Source organism: Arcticibacter sp. MXS-1 (assembly GCF_041902385.1).
Classification (GTDB): Bacteria; Bacteroidota; Bacteroidia; order Sphingobacteriales; family Sphingobacteriaceae; genus Arcticibacter.
Window position 1 is genome coordinate 1,353,385 of record NZ_CP169244.1, and the last position, 17,824, is coordinate 1,371,208.

13 protein-coding genes are annotated in these 17,824 nt (G+C 47.2%); 10 read left to right on the top strand and 3 right to left on the bottom strand.

Annotated elements, in window-relative coordinates:
- The first annotated feature begins 58 nt into the window (after positions 1-58).
- Entirely contained in the window at positions 59-3,751 is a 3,693-nt protein-coding gene (locus ACES2C_RS05780; protein ID WP_374166046.1) for an ATP-binding protein, read from the top strand.
- A 13-nt stretch (positions 3,752-3,764) separates the two neighbouring features.
- On the opposite strand, the gene ACES2C_RS05785 is transcribed toward ACES2C_RS05780, so the two are convergent.
- The gene (locus ACES2C_RS05785) at positions 3,765-4,703 is read right to left on the bottom strand and encodes a hypothetical protein (RefSeq protein ID WP_374166047.1); all 939 of its coding nucleotides are present in this window, start codon (positions 4,701-4,703) and stop codon (positions 3,765-3,767) included.
- Positions 4,704-4,954: 251 nt separating this feature from the next.
- Between ACES2C_RS05785 and ACES2C_RS05790 the strand changes: the two genes are divergently transcribed.
- Positions 4,955-6,493: a glycoside hydrolase family 10 protein gene (locus ACES2C_RS05790; RefSeq protein WP_374166048.1), complete on the top strand. Its 1,539-nt coding sequence runs from the start codon at positions 4,955-4,957 to the stop codon at positions 6,491-6,493.
- 66 nt (positions 6,494-6,559) lie between these two features.
- Here ACES2C_RS05790 and ACES2C_RS05795 read toward each other — a convergent pair whose 3' ends face one another.
- Positions 6,560-9,403: a M16 family metallopeptidase gene (locus ACES2C_RS05795; protein ID WP_374166049.1), complete on the bottom strand. Its 2,844-nt coding sequence runs from the start codon at positions 9,401-9,403 to the stop codon at positions 6,560-6,562.
- Between the two features lie 188 nt (positions 9,404-9,591).
- On the opposite strand from ACES2C_RS05795, the gene ACES2C_RS05800 reads away from it, so the two are divergent.
- Complete coding sequence (locus ACES2C_RS05800) at positions 9,592-10,776, top strand: anhydro-N-acetylmuramic acid kinase (protein WP_374166050.1); 1,185 nt, start codon at positions 9,592-9,594, stop codon at positions 10,774-10,776.
- A 41-nt stretch (positions 10,777-10,817) separates the two neighbouring features.
- Here ACES2C_RS05800 and ACES2C_RS05805 read toward each other — a convergent pair whose 3' ends face one another.
- Complete coding sequence (locus ACES2C_RS05805; protein ID WP_374166051.1) at positions 10,818-11,411, bottom strand: porin family protein; 594 nt, start codon at positions 11,409-11,411, stop codon at positions 10,818-10,820.
- Positions 11,412-11,624: 213 nt separating this feature from the next.
- On the opposite strand from ACES2C_RS05805, the gene ACES2C_RS05810 reads away from it, so the two are divergent.
- The 7 genes from ACES2C_RS05810 to kdpA all read left to right on the top strand — a co-directional run bounded on the left by ACES2C_RS05810 (position 11,625) and on the right by kdpA (position 17,820).
- A complete protein-coding gene (locus ACES2C_RS05810; protein ID WP_374166052.1) occupies positions 11,625-11,840 on the top strand; it encodes a hypothetical protein in 216 nt (71 codons plus the stop codon).
- A gap of 249 nt (positions 11,841-12,089) precedes the next feature.
- Positions 12,090-13,814, top strand: coding sequence for a S41 family peptidase (locus ACES2C_RS05815; RefSeq protein WP_374166053.1), 1,725 nt, complete (start codon positions 12,090-12,092; stop codon positions 13,812-13,814).
- Positions 13,815-13,817: 3 nt separating this feature from the next.
- Positions 13,818-14,174, top strand: a complete 357-nt coding sequence (locus tag ACES2C_RS05820) for an MmcQ/YjbR family DNA-binding protein (RefSeq protein ID WP_374166054.1) — start codon at positions 13,818-13,820, stop codon at positions 14,172-14,174.
- A 45-nt stretch (positions 14,175-14,219) separates the two neighbouring features.
- Positions 14,220-14,756, top strand: a complete 537-nt coding sequence (locus ACES2C_RS05825) for a lipocalin family protein (RefSeq protein WP_374166055.1) — start codon at positions 14,220-14,222, stop codon at positions 14,754-14,756.
- Between the two features lie 38 nt (positions 14,757-14,794).
- On the top strand, positions 14,795-15,733 hold the full coding sequence (locus ACES2C_RS05830; protein WP_374166056.1) for a hypothetical protein: 939 nt from the start codon (positions 14,795-14,797) through the stop codon (positions 15,731-15,733).
- A gap of 282 nt (positions 15,734-16,015) precedes the next feature.
- On the top strand, positions 16,016-16,093 hold the full coding sequence (locus tag ACES2C_RS05835; protein ID WP_374166914.1) for a potassium-transporting ATPase subunit F: 78 nt from the start codon (positions 16,016-16,018) through the stop codon (positions 16,091-16,093).
- 8 nt (positions 16,094-16,101) lie between these two features.
- Positions 16,102-17,820 carry a potassium-transporting ATPase subunit KdpA gene (gene kdpA, locus ACES2C_RS05840; RefSeq protein WP_374166057.1) on the top strand — a complete coding sequence of 573 codons (1,719 nt, stop codon included), beginning with the start codon at positions 16,102-16,104 and terminating at the stop codon, positions 17,818-17,820.
- The last annotated feature ends 4 nt before the right edge of the window (positions 17,821-17,824 follow it).

Here is a 17,824-nt window from a genome sequence, read left to right on the forward strand (position 1 = left end):
CAAACAGAGCCTGCACCCTTTTGTTATCCTGCTAAAGTTTCATCCTAATACCTCATTTGTGAGTGCTACCTTTAAAATACGTGTTCTTCTTTTTATTCTGGCTGTCGGCTTTGTCGTTACAGCTGTATCCGTCCATCACACGTTCAGCCAGGCAGAAGTATTAAGACTTGATGCGAGGAAAATAGAAAAGAATCTGCAGGCAAAAGAGAAGTACGTCTATGATTTCCTCAATAACAAGACGAACTTTAAAGCCCTCAAATCAATTCACAAGAATCCTGCTAAGGCTGCAGAGCTGATCCAGAGCTTTCGCGATGGCCGTTTGCTCTATCTACACACATATTACAATGATCAGCTCGTATTCTGGGGCGCAAACCGGATCGTGCCCTCCACGTCGGCGGGACTGAAGGAAGGAAGTAACCGGATAAAAACCACAAACGGGTGGTATGAAGCTATAAAAAAGTCAGAGGGCAACTTCTCAGTCGTGTGTTGTATTCCGATAAAAGCCGACTACCCTTTCCAAAATAAATACCTCAGAAATGTATTTGCACCAGACCTTATTTCAGAAAACAACCTGGAGATTGCACAGAAAAGCGACCAAAACGTCTACAATATCAGGAATATCAAAGGCGAATCCGTAGTTGCGGTAAAACTTAAGTCGACCATTATAAACAGTTACCATTCCACAGTAGAACTTTGGATGGTCCTGCTGGCCGTCTTGTTTGCCACTATCTTTATAAATCAGCTCTGTAGCTGGATTGCCTCCCGCTCCTACATCCTGGCAGCAATACTGGTGTTCTGTGTGTATTTCGTACTAGTCAAGTACCTGTCTATCCGTTACCCCATCATGAACACGTATTTCAATGTGGGGATTTTTGACACCCGCCACTATTCAGGCGGAGGATTATTCAGGTCGCTGGGCGATTTTCTTTTTAATGCCCTTGCCCTAAGCTGGCTTCTTTGCTTCATCTACAGCTACCGCAAAGATCTGACGTTCAAGGACAACTCCATTTCGCGCCCCTGGGCCGTAGTCGTGTTTGTCCTGCTTGGCCTCGTTATGTACGTAGCCGCCCAGCAGCACAGCCGGGCCTTCTATGATCTTATTGTTCATTCGAACATAAATTTCGACCTTACCAACGTATTATATCTGGATGTTTACAGCTGGCTCGCTATCCTCCTTCTGTATTCCGGAGCATTCAATCTCTACCTCATACTTGAGATACTTCTCTCCGTCGGAAAGGGACTCCCCCTTACAAACCGACAGAAGTTACTATTATTTCTCGTAGGGCTGGCCGGCATATGGCTGATTCAGCTTTTCACGGGCGACTACACCGGATATATTTTCTTATTCGGAATTATTATCCTGATTAAGGGATGGACCTTCTACACACAAAATGAGAGCTATTCATTCCTCGTATTCCTGACGGTCGTCCTTTTATTCTCCATCATCGCCTCTATCAAGCTCTCCTCCTTCCAGTATATAAAGGAGCGGGAACAGAGAAAGATCATCGCCAACAATCTGGAATCAGCGGACGACCCTAACGCGGTCCTTCTCTTCTTTTCTGTCGAGCAGGAGATCCTAAAGGATCAACTCATTATAGACAGCTTTAAACCTCAGGCAATCGACAATGCTGCAATAGTAGACAAACTGAGAAAAATATATTTCGACGGCTATTTGTCGAGGTACGAATTCGAGACCTTTTCTTACCAGGCGGGACAGGAAGCACACTCAGCAGACAGCGCAAACATTCATATCTTCAAAAACCTGGTGCTGGCAGGATCAATCAAGGTATCTGAAAACTTTTACAGGGTAAATAACACCTTTGGTCTGCACCACTACTTCGCCATACTTCCAATCCGGGAAGCTGGCAGAATGCTTGGCACTCTTATCATCAATCTGAAATCCAAGACGTTTAAGGATCCTGGCTCCGTCCCCGACATTCTGGTTGACAGCAAAATGAATACCGACAAGGAGCTTGAGAACTATTCATTTGCCTTCTATTCTCACGGCCGGCTTCTCAATCAGAATGGCTCATATATCTACAATCTGGTAAATAATGACTTCAAAGGTGGCGACACTTCCTTCACCTTCATAGAAAAGAATGGCTTTAACCACCTTATCTATAAACCCAACGCAAATAAAGTCATCGTGGTCAGCCGTCCCATTACCACCTGGGTGATGCGGCTCGCCTCGGTATCGTTCTTATTTCTGGTCATGATCGCCTGCTCACTTGTGATCCTGGCAATACACCAGATCTGGCTCATATTCCATGACGATAATTTAAAGAGCGCAGCAGACAAATGGACCTATCTTCTTTCAAGGAACCGGATTCTGTACAGAACGAGAATTCAGGCCTCTCTTGTTTCAGCCATTATCCTAACGCTCCTGATCGTAGGGGTGATCACCTACGTGAGCATCAGCAGACAGTTCCGGCATCAGCTGGAGGACGACGTGATGCGCCAGGTGAACCAGATCAGTAATGGTCTGGAAAAGAACAACATGTTTAACACCGGCTCTCTGGCCGAAAATGAGGAAGCCCTGCATTCTTTCGCAGAGGTCAATGCCGCCGATCTCTCCCTCTTTGATACAGATGGGAAGCTGGTGTACACAACCGAAAGCAAGATCTACGAAAACGGGTTTATTGAACCTCGCATGAATGCCTTTGCCTATATCTTCCTTAATAAGTATCAGCGGTCGGAGTTCCTGAACACCGAGCAGGTAGGCAGGATGAAGTATCTGGCGGCGTACAAGCCCCTGCGCAACAACAGGAACAAAACAATCGCGTATTTATGTCTGCCCTACTTTTCGAACGAAGCTGATTATGATCAAAGGATCGGACAGTATCTTAATACAACCATTAATGTTTACGCTCTTGTGCTTGTTGTAATCGCATTGTTTGCCATCTTCCTTGCGAACCAGATCACCTATCCGCTTACCCTGGTCGGAAAGAGCCTCAGCGAGATCAAGATCGACGGCAAAAATGAGCCTATCGAATGGAAGAGCAATGACGAGATCGGCAGCCTCATCAAGGAGTACAACAACATGATCATTGCCCTTGAAGAAAGCGCTAAAAAGCTGGCCCGCTCCGAAAGGGAATCCGCCTGGCGTGAAATGGCTAAGCAAGTGGCTCATGAAATCAAAAATCCGCTTACCCCGCTCAAACTGGGCGTACAGCTGCTTGAAAAATCATGGAAGGAGAACGATCCGAACTTCAACAAGAAATTTGCAAAATTTAGTAAGTCGTTCATCGAACAGATTGAAAGTCTTGCCCACATAGCCTCCGAATTCTCCAACTTCGCCAAGCTGCCCGACACACCGTTCGAGAATATCAACATTGCAGAAGTGATCATCAAATCCGTCGCGACGTTCAATGCGGACGGCCACCATATCAATCTTTCGCTGCCGGCACAACCTGTCACGATAAACGGCAATAAAGACCATCTGCTTCGCATCTTTAATAACCTGATTCAAAATGCCGTTGAGGCGATTCCGGAAGAACGACCTGAAAATATCCGCATAGACCTGACGGTGCAGAAGAAGAATGTGTATATCAAAGTTGAGGATAATGGAAACGGCATTAGCGAAGACCTGAAAGAAAAGATCTTTAATCCGAACTTTACCACTAAGACCTCTGGAACAGGATTAGGACTTGCATTCGTAAAACAAGCCACGGAGAATATGCTGGGCTCTATACATTATGAAACGACGCCAGGTACGGGCACCGTCTTTCATATCGTTTTGCCTACTGTTTAAACGCCCCGTTCAACTATTTCAGACCCACGGTACCCGAGCCCATTGTATAACCATCACAGTACAGAATAGCCGTATAGGTGCCTTTTTGAAAAGATGAGGGGTTTGTCCAGTCCACAGTAAATACCTTCCCTACTGTGTTATCAAACTCGATGCTGGTCTTGTAGGTATACTGCAGATCATCACCGTCAGCAGTAAAGAGGCTGCTATTATCTGCAACGATCAAGTTTCCTGTAGGATCTATAACACGGATAAATACCTCATGCATTCCTTTTTCAGCTATGCTGTTGTCAGCAACAGTAAAAGATATGCGAAGCTTTTTTGCCGCGCCTGCCCTTGACACTTCTGACTCTTTTCCGCTGTTCTTTACTTTAAAAGCACTGATATTAACAGCTCCGGCTTTAAGTGCTGCCGCCACTTTCACCTTACGATTTAGCTCTGTGTTCTGCTCTTCAAGCCGCGAAGCTTGCTGGCTAACATTGGCAATAGTTGTTCTAAGACTATCGCGTTCAACAGTAAGTGCCTGGTTCTTTTTTTGCAGTTCGCCGATGTCGGACGTATACTTTGATACAAAATACTTCAGTTCTTTAATTTCCTTTTGCGCTTTCGCCAGCTGTCCCATGGTCAGCTTCCCTTTGCTAAGCTGTTCACGAAGCTCGTTGATCTTCTGACGGGCAATGTCCTGATCTTCTTTCATTTCAGCCGAAAGTTTCACGTTGGCAGTATTCGCCTTGTCGAGGTCGGCTTCAATCCGGTCGATCTCGGTCTCCATCCGCGACCTTTCGTCAGTAAGGGTGACGATCCTATCATTAGCCTTCTTGTCTTTGAAGAAGAGATAGCCATTCGTCCCTAACAGAGCCAGAATGACCACAATTAAAAAATAGATCTTGTTGGAATCTCTCCGGGGCGTCGATTCAGAACTCCGAGGCGTTGATTCAGAATTAGAAACTTGCATAATTAACAAAAGGATTAAAGCGTAACAGGCAGGCTTGTTTGAAATATGTAACTCCTGCCCTGGTATTCAGTATAACTGGTTTTAACAATAATTATTATCTGATACCGGTCAAAGACAAATATAATACTTTATCGATGCCGCCGTTACCTAGTATTGGGAGAATGTTGCCTATCTTTGCATCCCATATTACAAAAGGCCTGGCTGCTCGCCTGTGTCAGCATAAACACATCTTGTTCAGTAAAGATAAAAACATGTCTAGAATTTGGTTGGTCGCGATTATCTTTTTAACATCTGTCTGTATCGTTCGCGGACAAGGGGTGCCTGATACACCTCACCCCAAAAGGGAGTTTAGGGGAGTTTGGGTTGCTACAGTTGCCAACATAGACTGGCCGTCCCGGCCGGGATTGTCAACTGAGCGGCAGAAAGAAGAACTGCTGCGAATACTGGATGAACACCATAAAAGCGGGATTAATGCGATCATGTTCCAGGTGCGGCCCGCCTCCGATGCATTTTACGGAAAGGGCAGGGAGTTATGGAGCCGCTTCATCACCGGTAAGCAGGGCAAAGCGCCTAACCCCTACTACGATCCTCTTGAATTCACGATTGAAGAAGCACACAAGAGAGGAATGGAAGTGCACGCCTGGTTCAATCCTTACCGCGCTTCGACCACTCTTAACCCCGCTGACATCGGCCCCGACCACGTCACCAAACAACACCCCCAATGGTTCTTCACCTATGCCGGACGCAAGCTCTTCAATCCAGGTATCCCGGAAGTACGCGACTATATCGTACAGGTAGTGCTTGACGTTGTCAGGAACTACGACATAGACGGAGTACATTTCGACGATTACTTTTATCCCTACCCGGAGAAAAATCAAGTCATTCAGGACCGGGAGGAGTTTCGGAAATACGGTCAGGGCTTTGTGAATATTGGCGACTGGCGCCGGCACAACGTCGACACCCTTATTCATGAGCTCTCTGTTAAGATCCATGCCAGCAAGAAGTTCGTAAAATTCGGCATCAGTCCTTTCGGCATCTGGAGGAACAAAGGTCAGGATCCCGAAGGCTCAGAAAGTGCAGGCCTCGACAGCTATGGTACCATCTATGCCGATGCCAGGAAATGGGTCAGAGAGGGCTGGCTTGATTATATTAACCCGCAAATCTACTTTCCCTTTTTCCTCCGTGTAGCTCCTTATGAAAAGCTGGTGGACTGGTGGAGTAACAATACGTACGGCAAGCATTTGTACATCGGGCACGCCGCATATCGTGCAATAGAGAAAAGAGGAGGATGGAATGACTGGAAGCAGATCCCCGATCAGATCCGGTTCGCCCGTCAAAATCCAAGGGTACAGGGAAGCGTCTTTTTCAGCTCGCGCTCCGTTACCTTAAACTATGCGGGGATCCAAGACTCATTAAGGAACAACTTCTATCATTATCCAGCGCTTCCGCCCCAAATGTTGTGGCTCGATGACGTTCCTCCGCAGGCCCCCTTAAATCTGCAGGCTTCAGCCTCTCTTGGAAAGGTCAGTTTAAAATGGGAGGAGCCAATAAAAGCGCGGGATGGAGAAACAGCTTACGGTTACGTGATCTATCGCTTCGCATCAACCGAAACGGTTAATACGCAAGATGCGTCAAAGATCATCAGGGTGATGTACGAAAATACTCCCAGCTTCACCGATGAAGGCGTGAATGCCGGATCGTATTATTATGTAGTCACAGCCCTCGACAGGCTGAAAAATGAAAGCCAGCCTTCTAATAATGTCCTGGTTTCAGTTCCTCATTCGAACTAAAACCTAAAGAAGAAGAAGTAAGTAGAAGACTTTTAAGCCTTACTCACTTCTTCTTGCCTCAGCGTTCTACTTCTTCTCTGGCAATAGCACGAACTTGATGAGGTTATCGCCGCTTAGATACCTTTCGGCAGCAGATTTAAGACTTTCAGGAGTGATCTTCTTGAGAGAGTCGAGATAAGTAAGAATCCTCAGGGGATCGTCTTTCAGCTGATAAGTATTTGTGAAGTAACCCGACCAGAACCCGTTCTGCTTGAGCTGGGTCTCCGTGCTGCGTCGTTCTTCGGCAATATATTTTTCAACATCCACGGCCTGAGCCCCATTTTGCCTGATCTTGTTTATTTCGTCAAGAGTAGCATTCACCAGCTTATCTACATTAGCGGGAGCGCATCCGAAAGCCACTGTAAAAGAGTATCTGTTCCTTGGAAACTTGCTATAGCTCGCTCCGGCCCCGGGGCTATAGACCCCGCTTTCCTCCTCACGCAGGCGTTCGATGAGCTTAATCTGTAAAACCTCTCCAAGCGCATCCAGCTCGTTATTATTTTGCTCATTATAGGTGTAATCCCCCGAGAATACGAGCCTGACGCTTGCTTTATCTTCCTGACCTTTGTAGACATTCTTGCTGATCCGGCCCTCAGGCGTCTTGATACCAAGGTCTTTTGCCTCTTCTGTCCGTTTAAGTGCAGGAAGGGCACCCAGATAGCGCTCCAGCAGCGGTCTGATCTCCTCTTCTTTAAAACTTCCTACAAAGGTAAAAGTGAAGTCACTGGCATCAGCAAAACGCTCTTTATAGATCGAGTATGCCCTGTCCAGATTCATCTGCTCTATTTTGGCAAGCGATGGTCCTGTACGGCGAATATTATAGTTGCCAAGAACAGCAGATATTGTATCGGAGAAGACGCTTCCAGGATCGTCGCCACGGTTGGCTAGCGAACCCTTCTGCTGCTGGATGAGCGACTCAAAGATCTCAGCATCTTTTCTTGGCTGAGTAAAATAGAGGTACACCAGTTGCAAGGCTGTTTCCAAATCCTTGGGCGCAGCAAAGGCTGAAATACCTTCCGATCTTTCGGATATGTATGGCCCTACTGATACCCGCTTCCCTGTCAGTAATTTCGGCAGCTCAATAGAATTAAATTCGCCCACACCGCTTCTGGCAACGAGGGGTGCAGAAATAGAAGCAGACTGAAAATCTGCATCGGGATAAAGCGAAGTTCCGCCCGGACTGAAAGCGCTGATCAGAATTTCGTCGTTTTTAAAATCGGTCGGCTTCAACACCACTTTTACCCCATTGCTGAGGGTCAATTCCCTCACTCCGATCTCTTCAATTTTTCTCTCATTTATCACCTTGCCCGGGACGGGCCTTGAGGCAAGCAGGGGTTTGCTGCTCACCTGGTCTGTGTATGGCTTGATATTGCCTGACTTTACAGCGGTGATCCACGCGTTAACAGTCGCTTCTGAGGGAAGAGATGCGGCTTCCTTCTCCGGAGCTGTGATGATTACATCCCTGTTCACATCGGTCAGATATCTTGAGGTCAAAGCATTAACTTCATCAAGTGAGATGCCCGGCACGGTACTTTTCCCGAATTCATACTCGTAGGCAATACCGGGGCTGGCCTCCCCTTTCAGGAACAGCTGCACGTACTCCTGAACGTACTGCTCTGAAGACGTTTTATCACGCTCCTTAAAGGCTGCTTCCAGGGAGGTAAGATATGACTGCTTTGCCCTCTCCAGCTCAGTAGCAACAAATCCGTACTTCCTCACCCGCTCTATTTCCGTGAATACAGCCTTAAAGCCGCTCTCAAGCTCGCCAGGCTTTGCTACTACTACTGCAGAGGCAACGTCGAGCCCGGCCATGAATTCATCGATACTGCTCTGTCCCTGCAAAAAGGGAGGGTTCCCTTGCTTCATTAGCTCTGAAAAGCGCGCACTCATCATCACGTTATACAGCGTCCTGATGGTGTTATTTCTAAGGTCAGAAGTGGTTTTAAGAGAAGCCGCAGGATGCTTTACAAGTACCTGGGCTACCGTGTATGGCATTTCTTTGTCTGTTACCGCCACAAATTGGTTCTTGTTGAGGAGCGGGATCCTGTATGCCGTTCTCTCGACCGGGTTACTTCGCGGCCGCAGATCTGCAAACATCTCTTTAACCATTTTCTCCACCTCAAGAACGTTGATATCCCCCACTACAATCAGCGCCTGAAGGTCGGGCCGGTACCAGTTTTCATAGAACTGCCTTAAAGTTTCCGGCTTAAACGACTTAAGTACATCCTCTGTTCCTATAGGCAAACGTTTAGCATAACGGGAGTTGTTGAAAACGACGGGAAGGTACTTGTTTTGCATCCGTTCAGACGCCCCTTTGCCTAGCCTTTTCTCTTCCAGTACAACTCCCCTCTCCTTTTCTATCTCTGTCGGATCAAGAAGCGCATTTTGCGCCCAGTCGCGCATGATCTTCATACCATTCCGAAACAGCACTGAATCATCCGTCGGAAGCGGCAACTGATACACGGTCTCATCGAAGCCGGTGTAGGCGTTGAGATCAGCCCCAAATCTCACTCCCGACTTCTGCAGATAGTTGACAAGCTCATTTTTCGGAAAGTTTTTAGTCCCGTTGAAGCTCATATGCTCAATAAAGTGGGCGAGGCCCTGCTGTTGCTCGGTTTCCAGGATCGAACCTGCCTTAAGCGCCAGATAAAGCTGTACCCTGTTTTTAGGTTCTGTGTTCCTTCGGATGTAGTAAGTAAATCCGTTCGGCAGCTTCCCTGTCTTTACTGCAGTATCGAGGGGAAGCAGTTCACCGGCCTTCGAAACTTGCGCCGTTGATTTGAATGCAGGTCTTTGTTGCGCCCAGGTATAGCTGCCCGTTAATAAGGATAAGGAGAGCAGATATACCCAGAGCCGACTGTTTTTTTTCACACGTCTGAGATATTAGTTATCTTGTATAAGAACCAAAGATTTAGAGGCAGAGTACCAGGTGTACAATATGAATTCTGCCTTTATTTTGATCACCTCCATAAATGTATAAGCTTTTGTGCATTTTTTACATTCTTCTCCATTAAATTTTCATTTTTGAAATAACTAAACGAACTCCTGGCGCAAACTATATGAATTCTGCAATAAAAAAGCTGTATCACATGCCCCTGCAAAGCAGTCGCCGTATCCTGGGCTTAATGTCGGGTACATCTCTCGACGGGCTTGACATCGCATTGTGTAAAATCAGCGGCTCCGGGCTACAGACGCAGCTGGAGGTACAACACTTTGTTTCTCTACCTTACTCCGTCCAGTTTAAAACAGAGATCAGATCGGTCTTCTCTCAGGAGCAGGTAAGTCTTCAGAAGCTTACGATCCTGAACGAATGGATACCACATGTCCATGGAGACATGATCATGAAAACCCTCCTGAGCTGGGGACTGGCGGCTGATGAGATCGACTGCATTGCCAGTCATGGACAGACAGTCTATCACACTCCCAGGCGGCTTCATGGACTAGAGGGTTACCCGGATGCGACGCTTCAAATTGGCGACGGAGACCATCTCGCAGTGAAGACGGGAATTATTACAATAAGTGATTTCCGCCAAAAACATGTGGCTGCAGGAGGGGAAGGAGCTCCTCTGGCGCTCTATGGCGACCTTATTCTTTTTTCTTCGGCGAATGAAAACAGGGTGCTTTTAAACATCGGTGGGATATCGAACTTCACCTACCTCCCTGCAGATCAGGACCCTCAGGGCGTACTATGCTCTGACACTGGTCCCGGGAATACGCTCAGCGACAAGTTGTGCCAAACGTACTTCGGCAGGCATTACGACGAGGAGGGCGCCATTGCCAGGTCAGGCCGTATAAATCAGAACCTCCTTCAGGCCTTGAGATCCCATCCCTTCTTCCAGGAAGATATACCGAAGACTACGGGGCCTGAACTGTTTAATCTGAGCTTCCTGGAAGCAGCAAAGCTGGAGGCCTCTATTAGCAATATCGCCCCGGAGGATCTTCTCGCCACAGTTTCCGAACTCACAGCCTGGTCTGTTGCCAATGCAGTAGAACGCAGTCTCGGCGACAGGAGCTATTCGGTTTACGTGAGCGGCGGCGGCTGCCACAATACATTCCTCATGGAAAAATTGAGGAAGTACTTCTCAGGACGTCGGGTCAGGCAGACGGAGGAGTTGGGCTTCAATGCAGATGCAAAAGAGGCTGCACTATTCGCGCTTCTGGCTAACGAAACAATCTGCGGATCAGCCATCCGCTCTGGGGCAGGCCCCGCTGTCACCATGGGCAAGATATCCTTGCCCTTTTAATAGAAAGAAAAAGCCGCTCTGGGGGCGGCTTTTTCTTTCTATTAAAATATCTTATACCCCAAACTCAGATGCCAGAGATTCTGCTTCTGGTCGTATTGTCCGCTCTTACTAACATTACTGATACCTGCTTCGTAGCGCAGGTCGACAGTAAGGCTGCCGACATCTACACCAGCACCGAGCTGAGCTCCCCATGTCTGATTTTTATAGCCCCCAAAGTTCGTCACCTGGCCAAGGTCTTTCTTCACGTCGTCCAGGATAAATGATACAACAGGACCGGCCATGAACCGGACATTAAGCTTATTGAAGCCTATTTTATTCCCGATCAGCACAGGCACATCCAGCGTAGTGAACCGCACCTTTCCCTCTGTTTCAATTCCCGAGCTCTGATCTACATTGAACTTGCCGCCTTTTCCGGCAAGATAAGCCTCCGGCTGCACGTAAAAGCCCGCTCCGCCCACTCTTGCCCAAAGGCCGAACTGGTAGCCCAGGCGGTTCTCTTCACCCGCAAAGTTGTCAGATTTCAAACTGGCCAGGTTAACCCCGCCTTTTACTCCCAGATTGAACGACGGCAGCTGTGCATATGTTGCAAAACTAAAAGCAACAAAAAAACTACTTAGTAAAATGAACTTTTTCATATTCTATTTTTCTTGAAAGTGATTTGTGTTTAAACTGCAAAGAACTTTTAACCTGCTTCCATCCCATTTTATGCATGGCGGGCTTAACGTTTTAACTCCAGCACCTAAGCCGTAATGACAACAACATTTAACATATAAAAATGTTGCAGTTGACCCTGGCGCATTAACTTTTAACAAGACGACAAATTTTATAAATTTGTAACAAATAACATTATGGCAGAGATCACGATCAGCACATCCGACTGGGAAAGGCTAAGGCTCAAGATCAGGCGAAAATACAGAGAATTATCCGAAGAAGACCTTGCGTATAATCCTGGTGAAGAGGAGCAGCTTATTCAGCACCTCATGACCAGACTTAAGAGAAGCAGAGAATACGTTGTATTCACACTGCAGAAAGGTCTCGTCAATATTGAGAACAACCGGTTGTAACAGAAGCTCCTCCAGGAGCTTTTCTTTTATCCACCACTTTACCGAACCTGAAAAATAAAGCTTTATGTAATAATCTCAGTATCAACTGCTATATTTATATTCGTGGACCTGCCGCAACATTTATCATTACTGGTTAGAAAAACATTCAAGAGCAGCGTTCACAATGAGAGATGAAGGCGAAGCGATCTTATTGAGGCCTTTAAAAACGATTAATGATCTGAGTGGAGACAAATAGACCTCACGAAAAATATGTTTAAAACGAATAACTTTTTTACCAAAAAGAAACTGGCAGCTTTCTCTGCAATAGTTCTGCTGTCACTTGGCTTCAGTGATGACTATTTTCAAGCTTCAAAGAACCTCGACATATTTTCCGCCCTTTACAAGGAGTTAAACATCAACTATGTTGATGACATCAACTCCTCGAAGCTGATGCAGACCGGCGTTGATGCCATGCTGCAAAGTCTGGATCCGTACACGGAGTTTGTTCCCGAATCGGAGATGGAAGACTACAAAATGAAGTATGTCAGTACACAATATGGAGGAATTGGGACAACGATTCAAAACCGGAACGGCCGTTTTATTGTCGCAGAAGCGTTTGAAGGCTTTCCGGCACAAAAGGCCGACATACGGGCAGGCGATGAAATAATAAAGATCAACGAAGTTCCCCTCAAAAACCGCCAGTATGAGCAGGTCAGCTCTATGTTAAAAGGCCCCAAGAGCACTCCCCTGAAAATCCTGATCAGCCGGCCGGGGGTGGCAGCACCTATCGAGAAGACGCTCATGCGAGCCGAAATCATGCAGCCCAACGTATCCTACTGGGGCATGCTCGATAATAATATCGGATACATAAGGCTTGATAAGTTCCTGGAAAACTCAGGGAACGAAGTAAAAGATGCCCTGATCTCTATCCAGAAAAACAAACCGGCCGGACTTATTCTCGACCTTCGTTCAAATGGCGGAGGAATTCTTCAGGAGGCAGTGAAGATTGTTAATTTGTTTGTTCCCGCTAATACCAAGGTGGTCACACAGAAGGGGCGGGGAGCCGAAAAGAGTTATACGTATATGACTTATAACAGTCCGCTGGCTGCTAATCTGCCACTTGTCGTTTTGGTAAACAACCGATCGGCCTCAGCTTCAGAGATCGTGGCAGGCTCACTCCAGGACCTTGACCGCGCTGTCATAATCGGGCAGCGGAGCTTTGGCAAAGGCCTGGTCCAGCAAACGTTCAACCTCCCTTACAACAGCCTCGTTAAAGTGACAGTGGCCAAATATTATACGCCCTCAGGAAGGTGCATACAGGCGCTCGACTATACCCACCGGACTGCAGAAGGCAACGTAGAAAAAGTTGCCGACTCTTTGATATCTGCATATAAAACACATAGTGGCCGAACGGTTTACGATGGCAGCGGCATATACCCCGACATTTTTATAAAGCCTGTAAAATACAGCCCCATCTCGCAGACCCTCGCAAGCAGGTACTACTTTTTTGACTATGCCACTCAGTACCGCAATCAAAAACCTAAAATCGCAGATCCCAAAAGCTTCCGTTTAACAGATGCTGAATACGCCCAATTTGTTAATTACCTGTCTGACAAAGATTACAACTATAACACCAGGACAGAAAAGCTGCTTAGTGATTTGAAGGCGGAAGCGGACAAGGAAAGCAAACTCGCTGAAATAAAGACCGAATATGAGGCTCTGAAAACAAAGGTAACTGTCAGCAAAAAGAATGACCTCGCCCAGTTCAAATCTGAGATCTCCCGCATACTCGAGAATGAAATTGCATCCAGGTATTATTTCCAGAAGGGCCGGATCGAGCAGGCTTTTAAGCATGATGAAGAGATCAAAAGCGCGACTTCCATCCTGACGAACAGGTCAACTATTGCAGCCATCCTCCATGGAGAAGGCGCCTACAAGTCTATTGGTAAGCCCGCCGCAGGCTTTTCAGCCAGTGCAATCGATAAATCAGAGTAATACATGAACATCGAAGAGTACAGAGATTATTGCCTGTCACTCCCTGAAGTAACAGAGGGCTTTCCATTCGGGGACGAGACCCTGGTAATGAAAGTGCGGGGGAAAGTGTTCACGCTCGCCTCCCTCGGTGCCGACTTTACCTTCAACGTCAAATGCGACCCGGAAAAAGCAATAGAATTACGGGAAACATTCTCAGAAGTTCTGCCCGGCTATCACATGAACAAAAAACACTGGAATACGATCATTCCAAATGGATCAGCTTCTGATGCCTTGCTAAGAGAGTGGATCCATGACTCTTACAAGCTCGTGGTCGCCAAACTTCCCCTTTCAGAACGCAAAACTCTGCTCTCAGCCTCATAAGCCCCGCGCGGAGAAACTTCTCAGCATTCCTTTTGTTATAGGGGAATGAAAAAACCAGTTCCTCTGATTGCTGCTGGAGCCCTTGTCATTGGAGCGGCAGCAATAGTGATCAAAAAACTACTTGAAGAACCTTTAGATACAGTCCAGCACGTCGACCTGGAAAGATACCTGGGGAGATGGTACGAAATAGCCGCCATACCACAGCGCTATGAAAAAGGCTGTACCTATACCACCGCCCACTATTCCCTCAACCCTGATGGGTCTGTCCAGGTGAAGAACTCCTGCATAACTGAAGGTAAAGAACGAGTAGCGGTGGGTAAAGCTTTTATCACTGACCCTGTCAGCAAATCAAAGCTCGATGTTCAATTCTTCTGGCCCTTCAGAGGCAAATACTGGATCATCGACCTCGCTCCCGACTACAGCTATGCCCTGGTGGGTCACCCCGACAGAAAAAGCCTGTGGATCCTGAGCAGGAAACCATGGATGGAGAAAGAGACCTATAAAGATCTGCTGATCACGGCGATGAGCAAGGGATTTGACATTTCAAAACTGAAAGTAACTCCGCAAAAATCGGGCGACTAAAACATCAGGAACTACAGAATTCGCTAACTTCGCTGCCAATGGCTCAAAAGGGATCAATTCTCAGCTGCATCGCAGTTGGCACTTCTGTCTTATTTCTTCTGCTTGCTGCCTCCTGCAACAGGCCCTCTCAAAAGGGTCGCAACATTCCCACATTTGACAGTGTGCTGGGGATGCAATACATCGAGACAGACCGTTATTTTACATCCGGTCTTTCTTTCAACCAGCAGGGCTATGAACTGGAGCCCAGCTGGAAAATGTACCTCCTCTCTGATGACTCCCTCATGATCTATCATCCCCAGGCAAAAGTGTTCTACCACTACCCTATCTATCACGACCACGACTCGGTATTCAATATTGCCCGGCACTGGATGAGAGTTAAGCTCATTAGCAAAGACAGTCTTATTTTTCAGCTCCTGTCGGTGGAAGAAAAAGTGGTATCAAAAGAATTCTCCAATGCATTCATGAAGTTTTACTCCTATGAGTATCTGAAAAAGAAGAAGCTAAACCCGGAAGAAATGCGAAAGCCGTCCAGGGAGGATACTGTTTTCATCAAAGCGAAGTCAGAACGAGCCAACAGGAACCCGGCTAATCGCGACAGTGCATTCGCAGCCCGGACACCAGTAACATTAACCAGCACAGTGCCTGAAATAGCCGTTACAAAAGTAAAGGTCAAACTCGATCCCCATGATCTCCTTCACGTAAGTCCTGCCGACGAATACCTGTATCCTGAGTTTAATATTACCATTGATAAAGCCTATAAAGACTTCTCCTATAACTTCTCTGTCCTGGTTGACGACAAAGGGAATATGAGACTAGGAAAATTCCTGGTAAGTCCGGAGTTTGAGAAGTCGCGAAGAAGAGTGCTTGAGGGAATCATCGACGTTTACCTGAAACGTTTCCTCAGGGTGAGTCCCGGTACCACTCTGGGAATTCCTCACACCAGCGAAATCACGTTAAACATAAAAGGTCGGCTCTGAACGAGCCGAATTCCTTTCTAAACCATATCCGGTAGTCGCGGTATTCTTTCCGTTTTGGCAACCGACCCTTCCATTTTGAAAAGGTCAGACCGGCTTCCCGCTGCAACCAAAAAAGCCACAACACTCATAATCAGCAGGAAACAATAAGTCATCAATCATTGGCATCCCCATTGCCATCGCTCCTGCAAAAAACATCTTATGATTCTTTTACTGTTGCTCGCCCTGCTCGTATGCATGTGGCTTTTCTTTAAATCGGTTGACTGGTTCGAAAAAATTTAAACAATGACAGCATTATTCATCATCGCAATTGCAGTATTCGTCTATATGATCTACGTACTGCTCAAACCTGAAAAATTCTAATAACAGACATGAATACAGAACTACTTGGTATCATTGCAACGTATGCGGTAACGCTGATCCTTGCAATACCTCTCGGGAAATATCTGGCAAAGGTCTTCGCCGGAGAAAAGGTGTGGACCGACTTCCTATCCCCTATTGAAAGCGGAATTTACAAGCTGTCGGGGATTAACTCCAAAGAACAGATGAACTGGAAACAGCATATGAAAGCGATGCTGACCATCAATTCTGTCTGGCTGGTTTACGGCTTCTTCGCCCTGATCTATCAGGACAAGCTGCCCTTAAATCCCGATGGAAATCCCGGCATGAGCCCCGACCTGTCCTTCAATACCATCATCAGCTTCGTGGTAAACTGCAACCTTCAGCATTACTCCGGCGAAACAGGGCTGACCTATCTGACGCAGCACTTCGTGATCATGTTCCTTCAGTTCACCAGTGCCGCTACAGGTATTGCCTCTGCAGTGGTGGTATTTAAAGCGTTCCGGGAAAAGAGCGTCACAACTCTCGGTAATTTCTGGGAGTTTTTTGTGAAGTCCATCACGCGCCTGCTTCTTCCGCTTTCATTCATAGTGGCGCTGATCCTTGCATTCAACGGAACCCCGGCCTCCTACGAGGGTAAAGATCAGTACGTTTCACTACAGGGAGATACAGTAGCCGTGTCAAGAGGTCCGGCGGCGCAGATGATCGCCATCAAACATCTGGGCACAAACGGCGGGGGATGGTTTGGAGTGAACTCCTCCCATCCTCTTGAAAATCCGAACTACCTCACCAACATGGTCGAGTTGATTTCCCAGGTAATTATTCCTATCGCGATGGTCATCGCTTTCGGATACTATATACGCAAGAAAAAGCTGGGCTGGATCATCTTCGGAGTGATGACCCTCGGTATGCTCCTGCTTGTGATCCCTACAGTCATCAGTGAGACGGGCGGGAACCCGGCGATCTCTAAAATGGGCATCCCACAACCATCGGGTGCTATGGAAGGCAAAGAAGTACGCTTCGGCCCGATGGCCTCTGCCTACTGGAGCACGGTTACGACCATCATTTCTACCGGATCTGTAAACAGTATGCACGATAGCACGATGCCCTTAACAGGGCTCTGGCAGATGCTTGCCATGATGATCAACTCCTTTTACGGCGGTTGCGGAGTTGGCATCCTCAATTATCTGGTCTATCTCATTATCGCTGTTTTCATTTCCGGACTGATGGTGGGCCGTACGCCTGAGTTTCTCGGCCATAAAGTTGAGGCAAGAGAAGTGAAGATAGCCGCCCTGATCACCCTGCTCAGCCCCTTACTGATAATGGCCGGCACGGCACTGGCCTGCTTCGTCAGCACAAACTACGGAAGTGCCGACTGGGCAGTAAAACCGGCTAACTGGCTAAATAACCCGGGCTTCCACGGCTTTTCAGAAATGCTGTACGAAATGACCTCTTCGAACGCAAACAACGGTTCAGGGTTCGAGGGCCTGGGTGATAATAACATTTTCTGGAACTTGTCCACCGGCTTTGTCCTGATACTCGGCCGCTTCCTCCCCATCATCGGACCGGTAGCAATAGCGGGACTTCTTGGGCAGAAAAAGTACGTCCCCGAATCCGCAGGCACGCTGCGTACTGATACCGGCACTTTTGGTGTCATGACCCTCGCAGTGATCATCGTCCTTAACGCACTATCCTATTTCCCTGCCCTGGCCCTGGGCCCTATCGCAGAATACTTTTCAATGCTTAAGTAGCTCA

What these genes read in the sequence shown, in the direction of transcription:
- kdpA (WP_374166057.1), top strand. Translation starts at nt 16,102, where the DNA reads ATGAATACAGAACTACTTGGTATCATTGCAACGTATGCGGTAACGCTG.
- ACES2C_RS05835 (WP_374166914.1), top strand. Translation starts at nt 16,016, where the DNA reads ATGACAGCATTATTCATCATCGCAATTGCAGTATTCGTCTATATGATC.
- ACES2C_RS05785 (WP_374166047.1), bottom strand. Translation starts at nt 4,703, where the DNA reads ATGCAAGTTTCTAATTCTGAATCAACGCCTCGGAGTTCTGAATCGACG.
- ACES2C_RS05810 (WP_374166052.1), top strand. Translation starts at nt 11,625, where the DNA reads ATGGCAGAGATCACGATCAGCACATCCGACTGGGAAAGGCTAAGGCTC.
- ACES2C_RS05805 (WP_374166051.1), bottom strand. Translation starts at nt 11,411, where the DNA reads ATGAAAAAGTTCATTTTACTAAGTAGTTTTTTTGTTGCTTTTAGTTTT.
- ACES2C_RS05790 (WP_374166048.1), top strand. Translation starts at nt 4,955, where the DNA reads ATGTCTAGAATTTGGTTGGTCGCGATTATCTTTTTAACATCTGTCTGT.
- ACES2C_RS05815 (WP_374166053.1), top strand. Translation starts at nt 12,090, where the DNA reads ATGTTTAAAACGAATAACTTTTTTACCAAAAAGAAACTGGCAGCTTTC.
- ACES2C_RS05830 (WP_374166056.1), top strand. Translation starts at nt 14,795, where the DNA reads ATGGCTCAAAAGGGATCAATTCTCAGCTGCATCGCAGTTGGCACTTCT.
- ACES2C_RS05825 (WP_374166055.1), top strand. Translation starts at nt 14,220, where the DNA reads ATGAAAAAACCAGTTCCTCTGATTGCTGCTGGAGCCCTTGTCATTGGA.
- ACES2C_RS05800 (WP_374166050.1), top strand. Translation starts at nt 9,592, where the DNA reads ATGAATTCTGCAATAAAAAAGCTGTATCACATGCCCCTGCAAAGCAGT.
- ACES2C_RS05820 (WP_374166054.1), top strand. Translation starts at nt 13,818, where the DNA reads ATGAACATCGAAGAGTACAGAGATTATTGCCTGTCACTCCCTGAAGTA.